3 protein-coding genes are annotated in these 5,312 nt (G+C 33.3%); 2 read left to right on the top strand and 1 reads right to left on the bottom strand.

Features of this window, described 5'->3' with window-relative positions:
• The first annotated feature begins 68 nt into the window (after nt 1-68).
• Nucleotides 69-1,745 (top strand): FAD-dependent oxidoreductase, encoded by a 1,677-nt coding sequence (locus AC3DU7_RS24075; protein WP_488041830.1) that lies wholly within the window; start codon nt 69-71, stop codon nt 1,743-1,745.
• Between the two features lie 709 nt (nt 1,746-2,454).
• Here AC3DU7_RS24075 and AC3DU7_RS24070 read toward each other — a convergent pair.
• Nucleotides 2,455-3,378 (bottom strand): sulfite exporter TauE/SafE family protein, encoded by a 924-nt coding sequence (locus AC3DU7_RS24070; RefSeq protein ID WP_488041829.1) that lies wholly within the window; start codon nt 3,376-3,378, stop codon nt 2,455-2,457.
• A gap of 770 nt (nt 3,379-4,148) precedes the next feature.
• On the opposite strand from AC3DU7_RS24070, the gene AC3DU7_RS24065 reads away from it, so the two are divergent.
• The coding region (locus tag AC3DU7_RS24065; protein ID WP_488041828.1) for an AAA family ATPase at nt 4,149-5,312 on the top strand (1,164 nt) is incomplete at its 3' end.

Genomic DNA, 5,312 nt, shown 5'->3' with positions numbered 1-5,312 from the left:
CCTGTTGCCTGTTGCCTGTTGCCTGTTGCCTGTTGCCTGCGCACAGCGCTATAAATACTCAAAACCTTATGTCTTCTGAGTCCCCAAAAAAATTAATTTTAATCACAGCACTTCTATCATTAATTCCATTAAGCGCTGCTCAATACTTACCTCAAGTTAGTAATAATTTTATCTCCACATTTTTGCAGAAATTAACAACAACAAATACCAGCAAAAATTTATTTACCATTGCAACTCCTGCACCCTCATCATCTAAACCGGCAAAACCTCCACTACCAACATATAAAAACTTCGACATCGTAATTTATGGAGATGAACTTCAAGGAATATGTGCTGCTATCTGGGCAAAAAAAACATTAGGAAATACAGGCAAAGTTGTACTAATACGTTCCAATTTTGACAATGCACCTCTAGGTGGTTTACTAACACGAAGTGGATTAGCTTATTTAGATTATGATAAAACACCAGGTTGGCAAAATCGACCATATTCTCAGTGCTTTCTTAACTTTTTAAAAAAAGCAAAAGTTGTCGAAGCTTGTGTTGCTCCAGACAAAGGTACAAAAGCAATGAAAGAAATGTTAGAGGAGGCGGGAATTGTAGTTATTTCTAATGCTTCGATTACACCTTATGTCGAAAATAGAAAAATTAAATTTGTGCAGATAAACGACACAAATATTAGAGTCAAAGCTGCTGCATTTATAGACACTACTCAAGATGCAAAATTAGCAAGAAAAGCTGGTGTATCTTACTCTGTAGGATTTGCATCACAAAATCCAAAACTACGAGATGAAACTATCGCAACTTCTATTGTTCCCACAGTGACTGGTTTAAGTATTTACGAATTCAAAAACATAGAAGCAAAAATACTGTATAACCGTCAAAAAATGGCAAAAATTAAGACAAAAATTCAAGCAGACCAAGCAGCAAAAAATGCTGAATTTACCCTGGCAAAATTTAGATTACCAATAATTAAAACATATAAAGATGGCTATATTAACAGAAGTATTGCTTTAGGAGGAGCTTATCATATTCATAGAAAACACTCATTTAATCTAGATTTATCATCAATATTCTTATTTGATAAACTGAATATTTGTCGTGTGGGTCAACGGGAATTATCTTTGAATGGATTTTTGTTTAAATATAAAAGTCAAAAAGTGAGAAAAATAGAACATAATAACTTTCAACCAACTCAAGAAATGATTACAGAAATGCAGGAACTTGAGGCTTGGTTGAGAAAAGTTTCAGGGAAGAATGTCAAAGTAATTTTGCCTTCAGAAGTTTATATTAGACATAGTTTAAATATTATGGATGTTGTCGATCCATTGACAGGAAAAGAAATTCTGCAAGGAGGCACTTCAGCAGAAAATTCTATTGGTACTTTTTCTTATGAATTTGATTTTCGGGGTGGTGTGAAAGGTTTAGGTATTAGTTATTTGCCTCTACCGATATATAACTTTGGAATTGAAAGTGCTTTAGCGAAAAATGTGAATAATTTAGCAGTTGTCGGACGCTCATCTGGATATGTAGGAATTGCTGTAGCAGTAGCAAGAATTCAAACTATGAGTATTTATCAAGGACAAGCAATAGGAGTAGCAGCAGCTATGGCAAATCAAAAAGATATACCTTTAAATCAAATTACCTCTGCTGAAGTTCGGGAAAAATTAGAACAATTAACTGGTAAAAAGACAAAGTTAAGGGGTGAAAGTCTAATAGGAGACAGAGATTATAGTCATGTAAATTAGGGGAGTAGGGGAGTAGGGGAGTAGGGGAGTGGGGGAGTAGGGAGTAATATATCTTATAGAGAATTTTATCTCAGTCAGGTAAAGTACTAGCGGGCAAGATGCCCGCACTACAGAGATTTCAAAATTAATACGACCGAATCTCCTTTCATTAATTGATATGTGGATAATTGATAATTACCTCTGGTTAAAACTGCTCTTGATTGAATATAAGGAAATATTATTTCTTTTTTTTTTCCCTTAAAAGGGGGGAGGCTTTAAACCAGAATTATTTAATTATTAATTATTAATTATTAATTATTCATTATTAACTAGACAGTGCAAATTTCTTGGAGTAACTATTGCTAGCTAAGGCTTTCAGCGATCTAAAGGTTAAAAAAATTTATTCATAGCTGTAAGTACTGTAAGCCTTTGCCAGTAATACTTTCAGTCTTCCAAACAAATCGTTTTTTGGGAGAACTTTGTACTCTCCAGGTAAGGATTCAGGTATCTCAAACCCAGTTATAGAGAGAACTCTGAAAATGACTAACTCAGCAATTTAATAGTCTCATTCTCAATAATGACGAAAATAAAGGTTTGTAGCCATTTCTAATTGAGAATATAATTTGGGAGATAATTGCCGGAAATGCTTATCCATCAAGAATTATAGGCTTTTCCATAGGACCTGAATCCTTACCTCTCCAGTTATTAATTATTAATTATTAATTATTAATTATTCATTATTAATAATTGCTTGCCCAAAAATATAAATTGATAGAATTGCTAATAATCCACGAAAAGCTAAACTAATAACTTTGTCTGGTAATTTAGGCAGAAATCTCGTACTAAATTGAACACCTAATAAGCCACCAAATCCTAATAATACTCCTGGTTCCCATAAAACATTACCTCTAATTGCATGACCTATACAAGCAGAAAAAGCTGTAATTACAATTACTCCTAAGCTAGTTTGAATAGCTACCTTAATACTTTCACCCAATAATAATATTTGCAAAGGTACCATAATTACACCACCTCCCACACCAAATACACCTGCTAATAATCCAGCCAAACTACCAGTAATAATCCTAGCAATAACCTTGATATATCTATCTGGAAGTTGATAATTTATTTCTTTGACTATTTTCTGAAACATTAATGGTAAAGGATGGGGAGTAAATGGCAAAATAAATTCCACTACAAAATCTTGATGATTAGTATTTTCTGCTTTGACTTGAAGATTTTCCTGCCGATGATTTTGTAATTCTTCATCTTGCTTTTTCTTCATCGTTATCTGTTTACGAAACTCCACTAAATAGATATTTAAAACTAGAAATAATCCAAAAGCAAATAACAACCAACGAGAAGGAAATAAATTAGCAAAATAGACTCCTAACTGAGCAGTAATCAAAGCCGGAAATCCTATTCCTAAAACTCTACTAATACTTAAATATCCCATTTTCCAGTTTTGAAAACTACCAGAAGTAGCCGTAATTATAATTGATAAACTGCTAGTAGCAACTGCTTGTATCGGTTCATATCCTAACGTTACTAATAAAGGTACGAGAACAGTACCACCACCAATACCTAAAAATCCAGCCAATACACCAGCAAATAATCCAGAAAAAGCCAGACTAAATAATTCTATAAAATTCATTTCAGTTATCAGTTATCAGTTATCAGGAGGCTTGAAATACAGAATATTCTTTTTTTATCTTATTGAAAGAGGAGACTTCAGACCAAAATTTTTCGCTCATTTAATTTAAAATTTTCAATTTTTTATAGTAGACAGCCTAAGTTATCTAAAAAGAACTTATTTGGAAAACTCCAGTTATTGTATCGTAATTCTTTCTTCCTGCCCAAAATTTATTTTCAAAATAGAGAGCTGATATCAAGTTACACTAATTAACCATAATATAAAAAGATGAAAAAGATGGCATACTCCTCAAGATTCATCTTAAGCGAGCCATGTCATCCGTCAAGAAATAAATTTCTTGGCTCAAAGTAGAAGTCATCTAAAGATGACTAAAGATAGCTAATTTATTATGGCTAATTAATCAGAGTTGGTATGAGAAAGTTCACAACTATAACAGATATTTAATTATGATGAATATTAACCCCAGAAAATTTTAGTTTTTCTCAAATGTTATACTTAGCAAAATACCCTCAAGTGCTAAGACGCTTTTCAATCTTGAGTAAAAAATAGACTTCTCCGGAAAAGTAGGAATGTTGCATACAACGTCCCTACAAAGTAGAGGAAAATAATTGATGATTTATCTACGATAATTGATTTTATTTTTTATGATTGGAGATGTCTAATATTAAATTTAAAGACTTCCGTTGAAAGCTGCCAATTATACTTTTGATAAATGTGATAAATTTAAACAGAGCAAACTTAATATTATTAAAGGAAAGTGATCTGAAAAAATGCCCAAACAATCTATTCCCAGAATTGAATATCTACGAGTACAAAATTATCGCGCTCTGCGTGACTTAGAACTCAAAAAAATTACCCCATTAACTGTATTTTTAGGCCCTAATGGTAGTGGTAAATCTACAATATTTGATGTCTTTGCTTTTTTATCCGAATGTTTCACAGATGGGCTGAGAAAAGCTTGGGAAAAAAGAGGTAGATTTCGAGAATTACGAACTAGAGATACTGAAGGAAATATAGTATTTGAACTTAAATATAGAGAAACAAAAGATTCTCCCTTAGTTACATATCATCTTGCCATTGCTGAAAGAACAAAAGGTCCTTATGTTGCTGAAGAATGGCTGCAATGGAGAAGAGTTGAAAGAGGAAAACCTCTTAAGTTTTTAGACTTTAAAGAAGGGGAAGGAAAAGTAACTACTGGAGAAATGCCTGATGCACAAGACGAAAGAATATCTGAAAAGCTAGAATCTGCTGAATTTTTAGCAGTAAGTACCCTCGGACAATTTGCTAAACATCCTCGCGTTAGTGCCTTAAGAAAATTTATTACAGGTTGGCATCTTTCCTATTTAACTGCAGATAATACTCGCAGCATTCCTGAAGCAGGTGCTCAAGAAAGATTATCTCCAACAGGAGATAATTTACCTAATGTTATTCAATATCTTAAAGAACAACATCCAGAACGACTTGAAAAAATTCTCGATATTCTTTCCTGTCGAGTTCCACGCTTAGAAAAAGTTGCTGCTTCAATTATGCAAGATGGGAGACTTTTACTACAAATAAAAGATGCTCCTTTTGCTACACCAATTTTAGCTAAATTTGCCTCCGATGGCACATTGAAAATGTTAGCTTATCTAACTGTATTGCATGACCCAGAACCAGCACAACTTATCGGTATTGAAGAACCAGAAAATTATCTACATCCTCGTTTATTACCAGAACTTGCTGAAGAATGTCGCGCTGCTTCAGCTAATACTCAACTGATGGTAACCACTCATTCTCCATTTTTTGTTGATGGGCTAAAACCACAGGAATTATGGGTACTTTATCGGGATAAAAATGGCTATACTCAAGCTAAACGTACTGACGAAATGCGAGGAATTAAAGAATTTGTAGAAGAAGGAGCATCTTTAGGTGATTTATGGATGGAAGACTTTTTT

The organism is Okeania sp. (assembly GCF_983059655.1).
The sequence above is the reverse complement of the archived record's forward strand: the minus strand, read 5'-3'. Positions and strand labels throughout refer to the sequence as shown.

Excerpts from the sequence above, each read along its gene's own strand:
- AC3DU7_RS24075 (WP_488041830.1), top strand. The coding sequence starts at position 69 with ATGTCTTCTGAGTCCCCAAAAAAATTAATTTTAATCACAGCACTTCTA.
- AC3DU7_RS24070 (WP_488041829.1), bottom strand. The coding sequence starts at position 3,378 with ATGAATTTTATAGAATTATTTAGTCTGGCTTTTTCTGGATTATTTGCT.